The sequence below is a fragment of the Pseudomonas sp. S2_B10 genome (genome assembly GCF_054668425.1).
The window spans coordinates 3,562,861-3,579,336 of the sequence record NZ_CP162768.1 but is presented as its reverse complement, the minus strand read 5'-3'; the positions used below and the strand labels follow the sequence as shown (position 1 = coordinate 3,579,336).

General features: G+C 60.4%; 14 protein-coding genes and 2 tRNA genes. 5 read left to right on the top strand and 11 right to left on the bottom strand.

Annotation, left to right across the window (positions count from 1 at the left end; translation table 11 throughout):
* Nucleotides 1-24: 24 nt before the first annotated feature.
* From rpsR to rnr, 4 genes are all read right to left on the bottom strand, one after another.
* Nucleotides 25-255 carry a 30S ribosomal protein S18 gene (gene rpsR, locus AB4O45_RS16005; RefSeq protein ID WP_002551829.1) on the bottom strand — a complete coding sequence of 77 codons (231 nt, stop codon included), beginning with the start codon at nt 253-255 and terminating at the stop codon, nt 25-27.
* 29 nt (nt 256-284) lie between these two features.
* Nucleotides 285-707 (bottom strand): 30S ribosomal protein S6, encoded by a 423-nt coding sequence (gene rpsF / locus AB4O45_RS16000; RefSeq protein ID WP_016771938.1) that lies wholly within the window; start codon nt 705-707, stop codon nt 285-287.
* Between the two features lie 306 nt (nt 708-1,013).
* Complete coding sequence (rlmB, locus tag AB4O45_RS15995; protein WP_024011372.1) at nt 1,014-1,778, bottom strand: 23S rRNA (guanosine(2251)-2'-O)-methyltransferase RlmB; 765 nt, start codon at nt 1,776-1,778, stop codon at nt 1,014-1,016.
* Nucleotides 1,775-4,405: a ribonuclease R gene (gene rnr, locus AB4O45_RS15990; RefSeq protein WP_460160291.1), complete on the bottom strand. Its 2,631-nt coding sequence runs from the start codon at nt 4,403-4,405 to the stop codon at nt 1,775-1,777. Before rnr ends, rlmB begins: the two co-directional genes overlap by 4 nt.
* A gap of 225 nt (nt 4,406-4,630) precedes the next feature.
* On the opposite strand from rnr, the gene AB4O45_RS15985 reads away from it, so the two are divergent.
* The 4 genes from AB4O45_RS15985 to AB4O45_RS15970 all read left to right on the top strand — a co-directional run bounded on the left by AB4O45_RS15985 (nt 4,631) and on the right by AB4O45_RS15970 (nt 7,745).
* Nucleotides 4,631-4,717: transfer RNA gene (locus tag AB4O45_RS15985), tRNA-Leu, on the top strand.
* A gap of 180 nt (nt 4,718-4,897) precedes the next feature.
* Nucleotides 4,898-4,984 (top strand) — tRNA-Leu (locus tag AB4O45_RS15980).
* A 185-nt stretch (nt 4,985-5,169) separates the two neighbouring features.
* Nucleotides 5,170-6,180 (top strand): extracellular solute-binding protein, encoded by a 1,011-nt coding sequence (locus tag AB4O45_RS15975; protein WP_016771941.1) that lies wholly within the window; start codon nt 5,170-5,172, stop codon nt 6,178-6,180.
* Nucleotides 6,180-7,745 carry an ABC transporter permease gene (locus AB4O45_RS15970; RefSeq protein WP_150741662.1) on the top strand — a complete coding sequence of 522 codons (1,566 nt, stop codon included), beginning with the start codon at nt 6,180-6,182 and terminating at the stop codon, nt 7,743-7,745. Before AB4O45_RS15975 ends, AB4O45_RS15970 begins: the two co-directional genes overlap by 1 nt.
* 90 nt (nt 7,746-7,835) lie before the next feature.
* On the opposite strand, the gene AB4O45_RS15965 is transcribed toward AB4O45_RS15970, so the two are convergent.
* The 3 genes from AB4O45_RS15965 to AB4O45_RS15955 form a co-directional block, all read right to left on the bottom strand.
* A complete protein-coding gene (locus tag AB4O45_RS15965; RefSeq protein ID WP_217851188.1) occupies nt 7,836-9,770 on the bottom strand; it encodes a methyl-accepting chemotaxis protein in 1,935 nt (644 codons plus the stop codon).
* A gap of 139 nt (nt 9,771-9,909) precedes the next feature.
* Nucleotides 9,910-11,199 (bottom strand): adenylosuccinate synthase, encoded by a 1,290-nt coding sequence (locus AB4O45_RS15960; protein WP_016771943.1) that lies wholly within the window; start codon nt 11,197-11,199, stop codon nt 9,910-9,912.
* 54 nt (nt 11,200-11,253) lie between these two features.
* On the bottom strand, nt 11,254-12,441 hold the full coding sequence (locus AB4O45_RS15955; RefSeq protein ID WP_460160290.1) for an ATP phosphoribosyltransferase regulatory subunit: 1,188 nt from the start codon (nt 12,439-12,441) through the stop codon (nt 11,254-11,256).
* Nucleotides 12,442-12,530: 89 nt separating this feature from the next.
* Here AB4O45_RS15955 and AB4O45_RS15950 point away from each other — a divergent pair, with 89 nt between their 5' ends.
* On the top strand, nt 12,531-12,737 hold the full coding sequence (locus AB4O45_RS15950) for a hypothetical protein (protein WP_150638270.1): 207 nt from the start codon (nt 12,531-12,533) through the stop codon (nt 12,735-12,737).
* A gap of 17 nt (nt 12,738-12,754) precedes the next feature.
* On the opposite strand, the gene hflC is transcribed toward AB4O45_RS15950, so the two are convergent.
* The 4 genes from hflC to hfq all read right to left on the bottom strand — a co-directional run bounded on the left by hflC (nt 12,755) and on the right by hfq (nt 16,467).
* Nucleotides 12,755-13,624 (bottom strand): protease modulator HflC, encoded by an 870-nt coding sequence (gene hflC, locus AB4O45_RS15945; RefSeq protein WP_016771945.1) that lies wholly within the window; start codon nt 13,622-13,624, stop codon nt 12,755-12,757.
* The gene (gene hflK / locus AB4O45_RS15940; RefSeq protein WP_024011368.1) at nt 13,624-14,790 is read right to left on the bottom strand and encodes an FtsH protease activity modulator HflK; all 1,167 of its coding nucleotides are present in this window, start codon (nt 14,788-14,790) and stop codon (nt 13,624-13,626) included. Before hflK ends, hflC begins: the two co-directional genes overlap by 1 nt.
* A 96-nt stretch (nt 14,791-14,886) precedes the next feature.
* Nucleotides 14,887-16,188 (bottom strand): ribosome rescue GTPase HflX, encoded by a 1,302-nt coding sequence (hflX, locus tag AB4O45_RS15935; protein WP_041480728.1) that lies wholly within the window; start codon nt 16,186-16,188, stop codon nt 14,887-14,889.
* Between the two features lie 12 nt (nt 16,189-16,200).
* The gene (gene hfq / locus AB4O45_RS15930; RefSeq protein ID WP_016771947.1) at nt 16,201-16,467 is read right to left on the bottom strand and encodes an RNA chaperone Hfq; all 267 of its coding nucleotides are present in this window, start codon (nt 16,465-16,467) and stop codon (nt 16,201-16,203) included.
* Nucleotides 16,468-16,476: the final 9 nt, after the last annotated feature.

Sequence of the window (16,476 nt, the reverse complement as noted above, 5' to 3'; positions counted from 1 at the left end):
TTGCTACTTGTCGACTGCCCGGTCTCAGCGGCCGTGGCTGTCGGTGTAGGCCAGCAGGGCCAGGAAGCGGGCGCGCTTGATAGCGGTGGCCAGCTGACGCTGATAACGAGCTTTGGTACCGGTGATGCGGCTTGGAACGATTTTGCCGGTCTCGGATACGTAAGCTTTCAGAGTGTTGAGATCTTTGTAGTCGATCTCTTTCACGTCTTCAGCGGTGAAGCGGCAGAATTTACGACGACGGAAGAAACGTGCCATTTGATAGGCTCCTTAATAAGGTCCGTGGATTACTCGTCAGCGTTATCGCTGTTGTCGCTGTCATCACTGTCGGTGCCTTCGGCGCCTTCGTGCTCAGGACGGTCGCGACGCTCACGGCGCTCACTGCGGTTTTCTTCAGCCTTGAGCATCTCGGACTGGCCGGTAACGGCTTCGTCGCGACGGATGACCAGGTTACGGATCACTGCATCGTTGTAGCGGAAGTTGTCTTCCAGCTCGGCCAGGGCCTTGCCAGTGCACTCAACGTTCAGCATCACGTAGTGAGCCTTGTGAACATTGTTGATTGCGTAGGCCAGTTGACGACGGCCCCAGTCTTCCAGACGGTGGATTTTGCCGCCGTCTTCTTCGATCAGCTTGGTGTAACGCTCAACCATGCCGCCGACTTGCTCGCTCTGATCCGGGTGGACCAGAAAGATGATTTCGTAATGACGCATGAATGCTCCTTACGGGTTGTAGCCTGCCGCTCAAAAACGGTCAGACAAGGAGTGAATGACACTTATGGACTTGCTGGCGCGGGGCACATGCGTGCCTGCCGTCACAGCAAGGGGCGCAATTGTAGAGAAGGGACTGCGGGCGCGCAAGGCAATTGGTGAATATTTGAACAACCACCGATCTTCCAGACACCGTAAACGAATGTGGGAGCGAGCCTGCTCGCGAATGCGGCCTGCCAGGCAACAATGACGTCGACTGACACTCCCTCTTCGCGAGCAGGCTCGCTCCCACAGTTGATTGCGTGAAGCTTATTTCTTCGCGGCAGCCTTGGCCTTCGCACCGCGCTGGCGCTGGGCTTCGAACAGGCACACGCCGGTGGCGACCGAGACGTTGAGGCTGCTGACGCTGCCGGCCATCGGCAGGTTCACCAGATAGTCGCAGTGCTCGCGGGTCAGGCGACGCATGCCTTTGCCTTCGGCGCCCATGATCAGAATGGTCGGGCCGGTCAGGTCCTGGTCATAAATGCTGACCTCGGCTTCACCAGCGGTGCCGACTACCCACAAACCGCGCTGCTGAAGTTTTTCCAACGTGCGCGCCAGGTTGGTCACGGCCACCAGCGGGATCACTTCCGCCGCGCCGCAGGCGACTTTACGCACCACCGGGGTCAGCGTGGCCGACTTGTCTTTCGGCACGATCACCGCCAGCGCACCGGCCGCATCGGCCGAACGCAGGCAGGCGCCGAGGTTGTGCGGATCGGTCACACCGTCGAGCACCAGCAACAGCGGCGCGCCTTCGGTGCGATCGAGCAACTCGTCGAGCATCGCCTCGCCCCAGACCTGACTCGGGCTGACTTCAGCCACAACGCCCTGATGCACGCCTTCAACCCAGGCGTCCATTTCGCGACGCTCGGCCTGGCCGACCTGAACACGGTTTTCATTGGCCAGCTCGACCAGCGTCTGCACGCGCGGATCGTTGCGGCTTTCCGCCAGCCAGATCTGCTTGACGCGCTTGGGGTGGTGACGCAGCAACGCTTCTACCGCGTGAACGCCGTAGATTTTTTCCAACTGACTCATGACTTCGCCTTCGGTTTACGCGCCCCGCCACTTTTGGCTGGAGCGGAACCCGCTTTTGGCGGGCCCTTACGGTGTTTGCTCGGCTTGGCTGGCTTGCCGTCGGTCGACCTGTCAGGCGCCGACCGTCCGGTCTTTCCCCCGGACGCCGCTTTACCACCGTTTTTCGCATCGGCCAGCAAGGCCTTCTTCAATTCACGGCTTTTGCGCAGCTCGGCGTTTTTCGCCACGGCATCGCTCGGGCGATAGGCTTCGGCGACCTTTTCCTTGGCCGGACGACGGCTGGCGGTTTTCGCTGGAGCCTTTTCTTCCGCAGCCTTGGCAGCAGGCGCAGCGGTTTCGGCGCCACGTTTCTTGCGACCAATCGGCGCGCTGATGGTTTTCTCGGCCATCTCGAAGTCGATCTTGCGCTCATCGAGGTCGACGCGCATGACGCGTACTTCAACGGTGTCGCCAAGACGGAAACTGCGACCGGTGCGCTCGCCCGCCAAGCGGTGATGCACAGGATCGAAGTGGTAGTAATCGCCCGGCAATGCGGTGACGTGCACCAGGCCTTCGACGTAGATATCGGTCAGCTCGACGAACAGACCAAAACCGGTCACTGCGGTGATCACGCCCGGGAACGATTCGCCCACGCGATCCTTCATGAACTCGCACTTGAGCCAGTTCACCACGTCGCGGGTCGCCTCGTCGGCACGGCGCTCGCTCATCGAGCACTGCTCGCCAAGCTGCTCCAGCGCCGCTTCGTCGTACGGATAGATGCGCGCTTTCGGAATGGTCATCGCACCGGCACGACGAACGTGCGGGGTGTCCTGTTTCGAATGGATCACGCTGCGAATCGCGCGGTGCGTGAGCAGGTCCGGGTAACGACGGATCGGCGAAGTGAAGTGGGTATAGGCTTCGTAATTCAGGCCGAAGTGGCCGTCGTTTTCAGCGCTGTACACCGCCTGACTCAACGAACGCAGCATCACAGTCTGGATCAGGTGGAAATCCGGACGATCCTTGATGCTCGCGAGCAAAGCCTGATAATCCTTCGGCGACGGACCGTCCTTGCCCTTGTGCAGGGAAAGGCCGAGCTCACCAAGGAACGCGCGCAGCTTTTCCAGACGCTCTGGCGGCGGACCGGCGTGAACGCGATACAGCGCAGGGATTTCGTGCTTCTTGAGGAATTCGGCAGTGGCCACGTTGGCGGCCAGCATGCACTCCTCGATCAGCTTGTGCGCATCGTTGCGCACGGTCGGACGGATTTCCGCGATCTTGCGCTCGGAGCCGAAGATGATCCGGGTTTCCTGGGTTTCGAAATCGATCGCGCCACGCACATGACGGGCGGCCAGCAATACCTTGTACAACGCGTAGAGCTGCTTGAGGTGCGGGACGACGTCGGTGTACTCGCCACGCAATTTGCGCGCTTCGGTAGCCTTCGGCGTTTCCAGCATCGCGCTGACCTTGTTGTAGGTCAGACGGGCGTGGGAATGGATCACCGCCTCATAGAAGCAGTAGTCGGTCATTTCGCCGGACTTGGAGATGGTCATCTCGCAAACCATGGCCAGACGATCGACTTGCGGGTTCAGCGAGCACAGGCCGTTGGACAGTTGCTCCGGCAGCATCGGAATCACGCGCTCGGGGAAGTACACCGAGTTGCCGCGAACCTGAGCTTCGTTGTCCAGCGCCGAGCCGATCTTCACGTAACTGGAAACGTCGGCAATCGCCACGTACAACTTCCAGCCACCGGAGAACAGACGCAGCTTGCCCGGTTTGGCTTCGCAGTAGACCGCATCGTCGAAGTCGCGGGCATCTTCGCCGTCGATGGTGACGAACGGCAGATGACGCAGGTCGATGCGCTTCTCTTTGTCTTTTTCTTCAACTTCCGGCTTGAGCTTGGCGGCTTCTTTCACAACCGCTTCAGGCCAGACGTGCGGGATATCGTAGGTGCGCAGGGCAACATCGATTTCCATGCCCGGCGCCATGTAGTTGCCGACCACTTCGACCACATCGCCTTGCGGCTGGAAACGCGGCGTTGGCCAGTGGGTGATTTTCACCTCGACGAATTGACCGATCTGCGCATTGGCGTTGCGGCCCGGGGTGACCAGCACTTCCTGCTGAATCTTCGGATTGTCGGCAACGACGAAACCGATGCCGCCTTCTTCGAAGTAGCGGCCGACGATGGTTTCGTGAGCGCGGGAAACTACTTCGACGATCACGCCTTCACGGCGACCACGACGGTCGAGCCCGGAAACCCTGGCCAGCGCGCGGTCACCGTCGAACACCAGACGCATTTGCGCCGGGTTCATGAACAGGTCGTCGCTGCCGTCGTCCGGCACCAGGAAGCCGAAACCGTCACGGTGACCGCTGATGCGGCCGAGGATCAGGTCGAGCTTGTCCACCGGCGCGTAAGTGCCACGGCGGGTGTAGATCAGTTGAGCGTCGCGCTCCATGGCGCGCAAGCGGCGGCGCAGGGCCTCGATCTGGTCTTCGGTGGTCAGACCAAACTCTTCGACCAGTTGCTCGCGGGCAGCAGGCGAACCCCGATCGGCGAGGTGCGCCAGGATCAGTTCGCGGCTGGGAATAGGGTTTTCGTATTTTTCCGCTTCACGAGCGGCCTCGGGATCGAGGGACTGCCAATCGGCCATTAGAGAGTTTTCACCTTGTCTATATGCGGGTTAGTTTGGCATAGGCGCCGGGAAACGGGAAATTTCCGCTTCTATAAGGCTTTGCATGGCCCTGTATCGACGCTCTGATAGGGTTTTGAACGCCGCTGGTAAAAAAATTCAGTTTTTTCTGCAGTAGGGGTTTACAGTTAAAAAGGCGCTCCGTATAGTGCGCGCCATCGACGACGCACAAGCGCTTTCGATGATGCCCAGGTGGTGAAATTGGTAGACACGCCAGCTTCAGGTGCTGGTGACCTTACGGTCGTGGAAGTTCGAGTCTTCTCCTGGGCACCAATTTCGAGTTTGAGACTAGATCAGTTTCAAGACTCACACAAAACCCGCGAAAGCGGGTTTTTTGCATTTGCGGGAAAGCTTTTGTTCACACTGATTTATTAAAACCAAATCAGGGGTTTACAGATCAAAAAGGCCTCCGTATAGTGCGCCACATCAACAGCGGCAACGCTTGCGATGATTGCCCAGATGGTGAAATTGGTAGACACGCCAGCTTCAGGTGCTGGTGACCTTACGGTCGTGGAAGTTCGAGTCTTCTTCTGGGCACCAATTCAAATTCAAGGTTCACGCCTTGGATTTCACAAAAACCCGCGAAAGCGGGTTTTTGCGTTTCTGGCTTCCTGAATTTCGCCATCCCTACAAGACTGCCAGTCGCCCCACAAGGCGCACATGAGAAACAATATCGTTTATCATTGTTGCAAGTTTTTGCAATGCGACAGTGAGGAACCCTGCGAATGACGTTTCGAAATACCCTGCGCCGAGGCCTGACCTTCACCCTCCTCGGCCTGGCACTCGCCACTCCCCTCACCCAGGCTGCCGATGCGGTTTCCCTGACTCTCTACAACGGCCAGCACAAGGAAGTCGGCGACGCGATTGCCAAGGCTTTCGAAGCCAAGACCGGCATCCACGTCAACGTGCGCAAAGGCAGCAGCAACCAGCTCGCCAGCCAGATCATCGAAGAAGGCGACCGCTCCCCCGCCGATGTGATCTACACCGAAGAGTCGCCGCCGCTGAATAACCTCGGCGAACAGGGTCTGCTGGCCAAGGCCGATGACGCCACGCTGGCAGTTCTGCCGGAAAAATACGTCGCCGCCAATGGCACCTGGATCGGCGTTACCGCCCGCGTACGCGTGGTCGCGTTCAATCCGAAACTGATCGATGAAAAAGACCTGCCGAAATCGGTGATGGAATTTTCCGAGCCGCAGTGGCAGGGCAAGGTCGGCTTCGTTCCGACCAGCGGCGCCTTCCAGGAGCAGGCCGTAGCGATCATCAAGCTGCACGGTCGTGACGCCGCCGAAGAATGGCTGACCGGCCTGCGCGCATTCGGCAAGACCTACAGCAACAACATGGTCGCGCTCAAAGCGGTGGAAAACGGCGAAGTCGCTACCGTACTGGTGAACAACTACTACTGGTTCGCCCTGCAACGCGAGAAGGGCAAGCTCGATTCCAAATTGCATTACTTCACCGGCGGCGACGCTGGCGGCTTGATCACCGTGTCCAGCGCTGCCGTACTGAAATCCAGCAAACATCCAAAAGAAGCCCAGCAATTCCTCGCCTTCATGGCCAGCGAAGAAGGTCAGCGCGTGATCACCCAGACCACCGCTGAATATCCGCTGCACAAAGGCATGGAATCGGATCGCGGTCTCAAGCCGTTCAGCGAACTGGAAGCGCCGAATGTCACCCCGGCGGATCTGGGCAACGCTGAAGAAGCGCTGGAACTGGAACGCGAAGTTGGCCTGAACTGATGGCAGCATCGTTATCGCCCCCCGCCGCGCGCGGGGGTTATGTGCCAAGGCGCAAGCGGCCGTCGATCTGGCTGGTGCTGCCGGTATTGCTACTGGTGGTACTGAGCCTGTTGCCACTGGCCTACGTCGGGGTGAAAGCCTGGCAGGCCGGCTGGGCCGAGGCGCTGCATTTGCTGTGGCGCCCGTATGTGTTTGGCCTGTTGCGCAACACCTTGGCACTGATGGTCGGCGTGACGATCACCTGCGCCGTGATCGGCCTGTCGCTGGCATGGCTACTGGAACGCAGCAATCTGCCGGGTCGACGCCTGTGGGGCGTGATCCTGTGCCTGCCGTTTGCGGTGCCGGCGTTTGTCAGCAGCTTCACCTGGGTGTCGCTGAGTGCGCAGTTCGAAGGCCTCGGCGGAGCGATTCTGGTGATGAGCCTGTCGAAGTATCCGCTGATCTTCCTGCCAGTCGCGGCGACCCTGCGCAATCTCGATCCCTCTCTCGAAGAATCCGCCCGCACATTGGGACAGAATCGCTGGGGCGTGTTTTTCCGCGTCACCCTGCCGCTGTTGTGGCCATCGCTGTTGGCCGGCTCGCTGCTGATTGCCCTGCACATGCTGGTGGAATTCGGCGCGCTGTCGATCATCGGTTTGCAGACCTTTACCACGGCGATCTACCAGCAATTCGAACTGGAATTCAGTAACGCCAACGCAGCGATGCTTTCGGCGGTGTTGCTGGCGCTGTGCCTGCTGCTGTTGTGGCTGGAACTGCGGGTGCGCGGCAAGGGCCGGCATGTGCGCACCGGCCAAGGTGCAGCGCGACAGGCTGAGCAAGTCAAGCTTGGGCCATGGGCTGCGGCAGGTCAGTTGTATTGCCTGTTGCTGGCGATTATCGGCAGCGGCGTTCCGCTGGGCATGTTGGCCTACTGGCTGGCGGTCGGTTCGTCGGCGGCATTCCCGGTAGCAGCGATCACTGAGGCGCTGCTGTCATCGCTGGCATTGTCGTTGGGCGGCGCGGCGTTGTGCCTGGCGCTGGCAGTGCCGGTCGGGCTGCTGGTGGTGCGCTACAAAGGCCAATTGGCAATCTGGGCCGAACGCCTGCCTTATCTGCTGCACGCGCTGCCGGGCCTGGTGATTGCGTTGACGCTGGTGTATTTCGCCCTGCATTACGTGCCGGTGCTGTATCAGACGTCGGGCTTGCTGCTGATCGCCTATGCGCTGCTGTTTCTGCCATTGGCGCAGGCGCCGATTCGTACGGCACTGAACAAGGCTGCGCCACAGCTGGAAGAAGCGGCGCGGACCTTGGGCGCATCGTCGTTCACGGCTTTTTGCCGGGTGACATTACCGATCATTTTCCCGGCACTGGGCGCGGCGTTTGCGCTGGTGTTTCTCGATGCGATGAAGGAACTGACGGCAACGTTGCTGCTCAGCCCTACCGGACTCAATACATTAGCGACCGAGGTCTGGGCGCATACAGCGAATGTCGAGTTTGCGGCGGCGGCACCTTATGCGGCGTTGTTGATTGTAGTGTCCGGGCTGCCTGTGTACTTGCTGACGACACGGATGTATCTGAGCCGCTGATACCGTTTTCGCGAGCAGGCTCGCTCCCACGATGGATTGAGTTTCCCTGTGGGAGCGAGCCTGCTCGCGAAGAAGCCAGCCCGGATTACATCAGGCCCGGAACTGCCCCAGGCTGGCTTTCAATTGCGCCGCCAGACCATCCAGCACCTTGCCACTGGCCGTGGTTTCCACCACTGCCTGCGCCGCTTTCTCGGCCTGTGCATGAATCGTCTCGACGCGCCCACGCACTGCCTGCGCACCCTGCGCCTGATGTGCTGCTGCTTGCGTCGCCAGACCGATCGCCGCATGCACCTGCTCGACCGAAGCCTGCACCGATTGCTGCAAGCGCGCACTGTCGCGCAAGACCAGCAAACCTTCGCTGGCCTGCCGTCCGGCCTGGCCAATCGCCTCGACTGCCTCACGTGCGCCCTGTTGCAGAGCGACGATGTGCGCTTGAATATCACCCGTGGAGCTTTGCGTCTTGCTCGCCAGCGCACGAACTTCATCCGCCACCACGGCAAACCCACGCCCGGTTTCACCGGCCCGCGCCGCCTCGATCGCAGCGTTCAATGCCAGCAGGTTGGTCTGTTCGGCGATGCCGTGAATCACCGTCAGCACCACCTCAATCTGCTCGCTCTGCTGCGCCAGTCGCTCGATAACCTTCGCCCCGGTATCGACCTGCCCGGCCAGCGCTTCGATCAGGCTGCCAACCTTCGCCGAAGTCCGGGTGTTCTCATCGGTGGCCTGACGAATATCGACAACCTGCTTGAGCGCCGCCTGCATTGCCTGACTTTCCGACTGCGCCTCGTCTGCCATTTGCGACAGCGCGCGCAGGCTTTCTGCAACTTCATCGCGCTGCATTCCGGCAGCCGCATCGGCGCCAGCGTTGCGCAAAGTCATCGCGCCAATTTCCACGCCAGTGCGCTGCGCGACATCGCCCGCCTCGCGCACGATCGGCTGCAGCTTGTCGACGAAGCGATTGACCGCCGACGCCATGTCGCCGATTTCATCCTTGCTGTTGATCTGCACACGCTTGGTCAGGTCGCCCTCGCCCGCCGCCAGATCGTCCATCGCCGCATTGAGCATTTTCAGGCGATTGACCACGCGATGACCGAGCACCACGGCCAGCAACAGCAGCACGCCGCAACCGACCAGTGCCAGGCCAAGGCCGATACGCCAGCGCAGTGTCGCGGCAGCGTCTTGAACGGTTTGTGCGGTGTTGGCTTTCATTTCGCCAGCGGTGCCCTGCGCCGATTGCAGACGCGCCTGCATCGCTTTGGCGCTGTCCGCCGCCGCGCCTTTGAGGCTGTCGCCGACCAATTGATCGCTGCTGGCAATCAGCGCCAGGAAGCGCTTGTCGAGCTCGGCCAGATCGGTTTCCACCGAGGCCGTGGACACACCCATCAGCACTTTGCCGATTTCCACGCCGTTGGGATTGATCGAGGCCTCGAGGTAGTAGACCGAAGGATCATTCTTCGCCGCATCCAGCACTTTATCCAGCGCGCGCTCGCCCTGACCTTTTTCCAGCAAGGCCTTGTTGATCGGGTTTTCACGGTTGAGATAACGGGTCAGATGCTGGCCGGTGGCGTCGTCATACACCACGAACAGCACGTTGGGATTGCGCTGGGCGCGGCGGGCGAACTCCGAGAGCGTCGGCACGTCGCTGTCCCACATGGCACGCGGCGCTACGGATGCAAGCAACTGCGCCATGTCGTTGGCCGAATCCTTCAGATCCTTTTCCAGCGTCGCTCGCAGCTGCGCCTGCTCTTCTTTCAGACGCGCGGACAGGCCGACCGTCAGGCGCTGACGAGTGCTGGCCGATAACGCATCAAGACTTGAAGTGACTTCACGCCCGGCCTGCTCCAGCTCACCGGAGAGCTTCTGGCTGTCGGCACCCAGGCGCACGGCCAGATCGGCTTCCAGCGCGGTGACCGTGCTCCGCGTCAGGGCAACCGCCACCAACACCTGCACCAAAAGGGCGATACCAAGGGTAACGAACACCGGCCGCAACAAACGGCTTTGTAACAGTGAGAGAACGGCTGACACTTTAAATCCCTCTACTTCTGACGCCATTAATTTGATGGCACTCTTGTAGACAGATTCACAGCAAAGGTCATGCCGTCCAACAGGCATAAACGACAAAGGCCCCGATTAAGGGGCCTTTGTTTTTTACATCAACGACTTATCAAGCAAACGGATGACGCAGAACGATGGTTTCGTTGCGGTCCGGGCCCGTCGAAATAATGTCGATCGGCGCGCCGATCAACTCTTCAACGCGTTTGATGTAGGCACGAGCATTGGCCGGCAGCTCTTCCAGGGTTTTTGCACCCACGGTCGATTCGCTCCAGCCCGGCACTTCTTCGTACACAGGCTGCAGGCCTACGTAGCTGTCAGCATCGGTCGGGGCAACAGCATTGCCTTGCGCGTCTTTGTAGCCGACGCAGATGTTGATGGTTTCCAGACCGTCGAGTACGTCCAGCTTGGTCAGGCAGATGCCCGAGATGCTGTTCACATCGATAGCGCGACGCAGGATGACGGCGTCAAACCAGCCGCAGCGACGGGCACGGCCGGTGGTAGCGCCGAACTCGTGACCCTGCTTGGCCAGGTGTGCACCGACTTCGTCAAACAGCTCGGTCGGGAACGGACCGGAACCGACGCGAGTGGTGTAAGCCTTGGTGATGCCCAGGATGTAGTCGAGGAACATCGGACCAACGCCCGAACCGGTCGCCACGCCACCCGCAGTGGTGTTGGAGCTGGTCACGTACGGGTAGGTGCCGTGGTCGATGTCGAGCAACGAACCTTGCGCGCCTTCGAACATGATGTCCTTGCCAGCACGACGCAGGTCGTGCAGCTCGGCGGTCACGTCGAGCATCAGCGGCTTGAGCAGCTCAGCGTATTCCTTGCACTCGGCCAGGGTCTTTTCGAATTCGATGGCTGGCTCTTTGTAGTAACCGACCAGCATGAAGTTGTGGTAATCCACCAGTTCACGCAGCTTGTCTTCGAAGCGCGGCATGTTCAGCAGGTCGCCGACGCGCAGGCCACGACGGGCAACTTTATCTTCGTACGCCGGGCCGATGCCGCGACCGGTAGTACCGATCTTCAACTCGCCACGGGCCTTTTCACGGGCCTGGTCCAGCGCGACGTGGAAGGACAGGATCAGCGGGCAGGACGGGCTGATACGCAAGCGCTCGCGCACCGGTACGCCTTTCTCTTCCAGCTTGGTGATCTCGCGCAGCAGGGCGTCAGGTGCAACCACCACGCCGTTGCCGATCAGGCATTGCACGCCTTCGCGCAGCACGCCCGACGGAATCAGGTGCAAGACGGTTTTCTCGCCGTCGATCACCAGCGTGTGACCCGCGTTGTGGCCACCCTGGTAGCGCACTACGGCGGCAGCATGTTCGGTCAGCAGATCAACGATCTTGCCTTTGCCCTCATCACCCCACTGGGTGCCCAGGACTACGACATTCTTACCCATAACACTTGTCCTCATTCGCGCAAACTTGGTGCCGGCGATGGCCGGCAGGAAAACTCAAGAAGCCAGTGGCGATACTTGCCAAAGCCCGTTCTGCTGAATCAATTGCCGGTCGCAGTCCGCATCACGGGCGGCGGCCAAAGGTTGTCCAGGCAAGGCCTGAACGACACGCTGACCCTCACTGCGCAACTGGCAAACCCGCTGCCAGAGTGCCGCATCCGTACTGTCAGGCATCCAGATACCGCCAGACGGTAGCTCGATCTCAGCACGCCCCAGGGTCACCAGGGTTTTCAAATCGGTAGAGAAACCAGTCGCCGGACGGGCGCGACCGAAGTCGGCACCGATGTCATCGTAACGACCGCCCTGAGCGATGGACTGGCCAACGCCCGGCACGAACACCGCGAACACCACACCGGTGTGGTAGTGGTAGCCGCGCAACTCACCGAGGTCGAAATACAGCGGCAGGTGCGGGAAGCGCACGGAAAGACGCTCGGCGATCGCCAGCAGGTCTTCCAGCGCCGCCAGCACCGGCGCCGGCGCATTGGCCAGACGCTCGCGGGCAGCGCTCAATACTTCACGGCCGCCGCACAGATCAACCAAGGCACGCAGCATCCCCGACAGATCGGCCGGGAGACCTTCGGTCAGGGTAATCACTTCATCGATGGCCTTGCGCTGCAGGGCATCGAACAACTGCTGCTCGACTTCACCGGAAAGACCAGCGGCACGCGCCAGACCACGGTAGATGCCGACATGCCCGAGGTCCATGTGCACGTCCGGCACATCGGCCAGTTGCAGCATGGCCAGCATCAGGCTGATGACTTCGACGTCGCTGCTCGGGCTGGCGTCGCCGTACAGCTCGGCGCCCAGCTGGATCGGGCTGCGCGAGGACGACAATGCACGCGGCTGGGCGTGCAGGACACTGCCTGCGTAGCACAGACGGCTCGGGCCTTCGCGGCGCAGGGTGTGCGCATCGATACGCGCCACCTGCGGTGTGATGTCGGCACGGAAACCCATCTGCCGGCCCGATTGCGGGTCGATGACCTTGAAGGTACGCAGATCCAGGTCCTGGCCCGCGCCGGTCAGCAGGGATTCCAGGTACTCGATATGGGGAGTCACGACGAACTCGTAACCCCAGCTCTGGAACAGATCCAACACCTGACGACGCGCGACTTCAATGCGCGCCGCCTCCGGTGGCAGTACTTCTTCGATGCCATCTGGCAGCAGCCAGCGGTCTACCGTTGCCATTACGCCATTCCCCTTTGATCCGGGCGGCCAGCACGAGGGCGAGCCTTGAGTGAAGCAGAAAATGACCGGGTCGTTCAAAACGCACGCGCATGAACGACGCAGCGAAAGGCCGGCTGGCGGCTTCGCCCATCACTTTCCTCGAAAAACGCTCGGGCTATTCAAACCCGATGCCTGCAACAAAAACAGCAATCAAACGTGCAGACGCAAAAAAGCCGGGAATTTCCCGGCTGCCGCATCATACACACGTTTTCCGAAAGGATCACCCCGCCCGAGGTTTTAGCCGCCGGGCGGACTGATTCAGGTCAACGTCGTATCAAGGTTTGGCTTTTTCCAGGTAACGGAAGAAGTCGCTGCTTGGGTCGAGGACCAGGACGTCGGATTTGTTCGCAAAGCTTTCACGGTAGGCACGCAGGCTACGGTAGAAACCGTAGAACTCCTGATCCTGACCGTAGGCCTTGGAGTAGATCGCAGCTGCCTGGGCGTCACCGTCACCGCGAACCTCTTCGGATTCACGATAGGCTTCGGCCAGCAGCACGCGGCGTTGACGATCGGCGTCGGCACGGATGCCTTCGGCCAGCTCGTTACCCTTGGCGCGGTGCTCGCGAGCTTCACGCTCACGCTCGGTGCTCATACGCTCGAACACACTGCGGTTCACTTCTTTCGGCAAATCGATGGCCTTGACCCGGACATCGACCACTTCGATACCCAGCTCTTTTTCCGCCATCTTGTTCAGCGATGCAGTGATGTCAGCCATCAGCGCATCACGCTCACCCGACACCACTTCGTGCAGGGTGCGCTTGCCGAACTGGTCACGCAGGCCGGATTCCAGACGACGGGACAGACGTTCGTCGGCGATCTGCTTCAGACCCGAAGTTGCGGTGTAGAAGCGCTCGGCATCTTTCACCCGCCACTTGGCGTAGGCATCGACCATCACGGCTTTCTTTTCCAGGGTCAGGAAGCGCTGCGTCGGTGCATCCAGCGTCAGCAGACGCGCGTCGAATTTGCGCACCTGGTTGACGTAAGGCACCTTCACATGCAGACCCGGCTGGACATCGGCCTGAACCACACGACCGAATTGCAGCAGCACCGCGCGCTCGGTCTGAGCGACGATGTAGAAGCAATTCCAGCCCACCAGTACCACAACGACGCCAACGATCAGGGCGATCAGCGATTTATTGCTCATCAGCGGGTCTCCCTTGTACGCGTCTGCGGCACGTCAGTGACATGCGGCGTGACGTCCGTGTTGTTGCTGGCGGCCGAACCGGTCACCGGTGCGTTGCCCGAGCTATTCTGGATCATTTTGTCCAACGGCAGGTAAAGCAGATTGCTCTGGCCGTTCTTGTTGCCGGTCACGAGCACCTTGCTGGTGTTGCTGAAGACTTCCTGCATGGTGTCCAGGTACAGACGCTCGCGGGTGACTTCAGGTGCCTTGCGATACTCGGCGACCAGTTTGGTGAAGCGATCGGCCTCACCCTTGGCGCGCGAGATGGTCTCGTCGCGATAACCGTTGGCATCTTCGATGATGCGCTGGGCCTGACCACGGGCTTCCGGCACGACGCCGTTGGCGTAGGTTTCAGCCTGGTTGCGCGAACGCTGCTCGTCTTCACGGGCGCGGATCACGTCATCGAAGGCTTCCTGCACTTCACGCGGTGCCGCTGCGCTCTGTACGTTGACCTGAGTGACAGTGATACCGGTGCGATAGGTATCGAGGAAACGTTGCAGACGCTCCTTGATCTCGCTAGCCATCAATTCACGACCTTCGGTCAGCACCTGGTCCATGGCGGTGGAACCGACCACGTGACGCAGTGCACTTTCAGTCGCGTGCTGCAGGCTGATCTCCGGCTGATCGACGTTCAGCACGAAGTCCTGCAGGTTGCTGATCTTGTACTGCACGGTCAGCGGCACTTCGACGATGTTCTCGTCTTCAGTCAGCATCTGGCCTTGCTTGGTGTACGCACGCTCACGCGTCACGTTCTCCATGTACTTCTTGTCGATCGGCGGGAAGTAGATGTTCAGGCCCGGGCCGACAGTCTCGTAGTACTTGCCGAAGCGCAGCACCACGGCTTGCTCCTGCTCGTCCACCACGTAGACCGCGCTGTACAGCCAGACAGCCGCCAGCACGACCAGGCCGATGCCGAGCAGACCGCCGAAGCCGCCACTGCTGCGCCCCGACCCGCCGCCGTCATCACCGCGTTTCTTACCACCACCGAACAACCCGTTCAGGCTTTCCTGCAGCTTTCGGAAGGCCTCGTCGAGATCCGGTGGCCCCTTGCGGTCGCCGTTATTGCGGCGCTTGCCACCCCAGGGATCCTGATTATTCGAGTTGCCACCCGGCTCATTCCAAGCCATAGCGCTCTCCATCTGATAAAGCAAAGACGCACCCACGGCGCGCCGACCAATGCTACAGAATGCCTGCCGTTGCGGCACAACCGCTTTGTCAGGCTTTTATTGCAAAGTGTGTTGCTCGATGAATTCCATCGGCTGCAATCCTTCGCGGCTTACCAATCGATTCAACTCGATCCGGGGCAAACGAACGGCCAGCAGGCTGACACCTTCATCATCGTATTCTTCTTTCTGCACCGCCCCGAGTTCGAAGAACTGCGCACGCAGCCGAGCGAATCGTTGCGGCAAGCGCAAGGTACCGACGAACAGATCACTGCCGAGCAACTCGGCGATGGCCTGTTCAAGCAATTCCAGACCGCTGCCATCACGCGCCGAGAGCCAGACCCGTTGCGGCTTGCCATCGGCATCGCGCTGGATCTGCGGCTCGACGCCTTCAAGCAAATCGAGTTTGTTATAGACCTCGAGGATCGGCAAGTCCTGGGCACCAATCTCGCCCAGCACCACCATCACCTGCTCGATCTGCAACATGCGATCCGGTTCGGCCGCATCGATCACGTGCAACAGCAGGTCGGAATTGCTCGACTCTTCGAGCGTAGACCGAAATGCCTCGACCAGCTTGTGTGGCAGGTGACGAATGAACCCCACGGTGTCGGCGAGGACGATGGGACCGAGGTCGTCAAGCTCCAGCCGGCGCAGGGTCGGGTCGAGCGTGGCGAACAGTTGATCGGCCGCGTACACCTCGGACTTCGTCACGTTGTTGAAGAGTGTCGATTTGCCGGCGTTGGTGTATCCCACCAGCGAAACGGTAGGGATGTCCGCACGGGATCGGCCACGGCGCGACTGCTCGCGCTGACTGCGCACCTTCTCCAGCCGCCCCTTGATCTGACGCAGGCGAACCCGCAGCAGACGGCGGTCGGTTTCCAGCTGGGTTTCACCCGGACCGCGCATACCGATACCGCCACCCTGACGCTCAAGGTGAGTCCAGCCGCGAACCAGCCGCGTGCTCATGTGGTCAAGCTGGGCCAGTTCGACCTGCAGCTTGCCCTCATGGGTGCGTGCGCGTTGGGCGAAAATATCGAGAATCAGCCCGGTGCGGTCGATCACGCGACACTCGAAAACACGTTCGAGGTTGCGTTCCTGACTGGGCGTGAGGATGTGATTGAAAATCACCAGATCGGCTTCTTCAGCCTTGACCAGGTCGCGCAGTTCCTCGACCTTGCCGCTGCCGATCAGATATTTGGCGGTTGGCCGATGACGCGGCACGTTAAAAAACGCGACGGTCTCGGCGCCAGCCGAATTTGCCAACTCCTGAAACTCCTGCGGATCTTCGCGCGCCTCAGGGTCCTGTCCATCCAAGTGAACGAGGATGACTCGTTCACCACCACCGTGGCGCTCAAAGAACAAAGGAGACTCCTATCAGGCGTTACCCGGCGCTGCATCGGCATCGCCCTGTTCGTTTTCGGTTGCGCTAGGCAGACGAATTGGACGAACCGGCACGACGGTCGAGATAGCGTGTTTGTAGACCATCTGGCTTACGGTGTTTTTCAGCAGGATCACGAACTGGTCGAACGACTCGATCGTCCCTTGCAGCTTGATACCGTTGACCAGATAGATGGAAACCCCGACTTTCTCTTTACGTAAAGTGTTCAGGTAAGGGTCTTGTAGCGAATGCCCTTTTGACATGTGCCGCAC